This window comes from Pseudomonas sp. MWU13-3659, from assembly GCF_023757525.1.
Lineage (GTDB): Bacteria > Pseudomonadota > Gammaproteobacteria > Pseudomonadales > Pseudomonadaceae > Aquipseudomonas > Aquipseudomonas entomophila_E.
Map to the genome: position 1 here is coordinate 1 of NZ_JAMSHW010000095.1, position 784 is coordinate 784.

At 68.1% G+C, this 784-nt stretch carries 1 protein-coding gene; it reads right to left on the minus strand.

Annotated elements, in window-relative coordinates; all coding sequences use genetic code 11:
- A partial coding sequence (locus NGM28_RS28450; RefSeq protein WP_252092550.1) for an AMP-binding protein occupies window positions 1-784 on the minus strand: 784 nt, incomplete at both ends.

The following is a 784-nucleotide window of genomic DNA, read 5'->3' on the forward strand; positions in this document are numbered from 1 at the left end:
CGCCGGTGTGGTACGCCACCAGGCGCGGGCCGCTGTGCGGGTGCTCGTGCACCAGCACCAGCGCCTCGCGTACACCCGCGATCCGGTTCAGGCAGGTCTCGATCTCGCCTGGCTCGATGCGCAGGCCGCGCAGCTTGATCTGGTGGTCGGTGCGGCCGAGGAACTCCAGCACACCATCCTGGCGCTGACGCACCAGGTCGCCGCTGCGGTACAGGCGGTCACCTGCCACGAACGGACTAGCGATGAAGCGCTCGGCCTGCTGCTCCGCCAAGCCAAGGTAACCGCGTGTCACCCCGGCACCGCCGATGTGCAACTGACCGGCCACACCGAATGGCACCGGTTGGTCATGGGCATCCAGCACGTACAAGCGGGTGTTGTCGATGGGGCGACCGATCGGCAGCGCGCCATGCGGCAACGGATCCTGCGGTTCCAGGGTCCAGGCACTGCAATCCACCGTGGCCTCGGTCGGGCCGTAGACGTTATGCAGCCGCACCTGCGGCAGGCGCTCACGCACCTGACGAGCCAGCGCCTCGGTCAGTTCGCCGCCGCCACAGACCATATCGGTGAGGCTGCTGCAGCGGGCACTGCCCACCTGCTCGAGGAACTGTTGCAACAAGGCCGGCACGAACTGCACCACGCCAACCCGCTGCTGCTCGATCAGCTCGACCAGGTACTGCGGATCGCGCTGCCCATCGGGACGCGCCAGCACCAGGCGCAGCCCACTGCACAGCGGCCAGAACAGCTCCCACACCGAGGCGTCGAAGCTCACCGGGGTCTTGTCCCA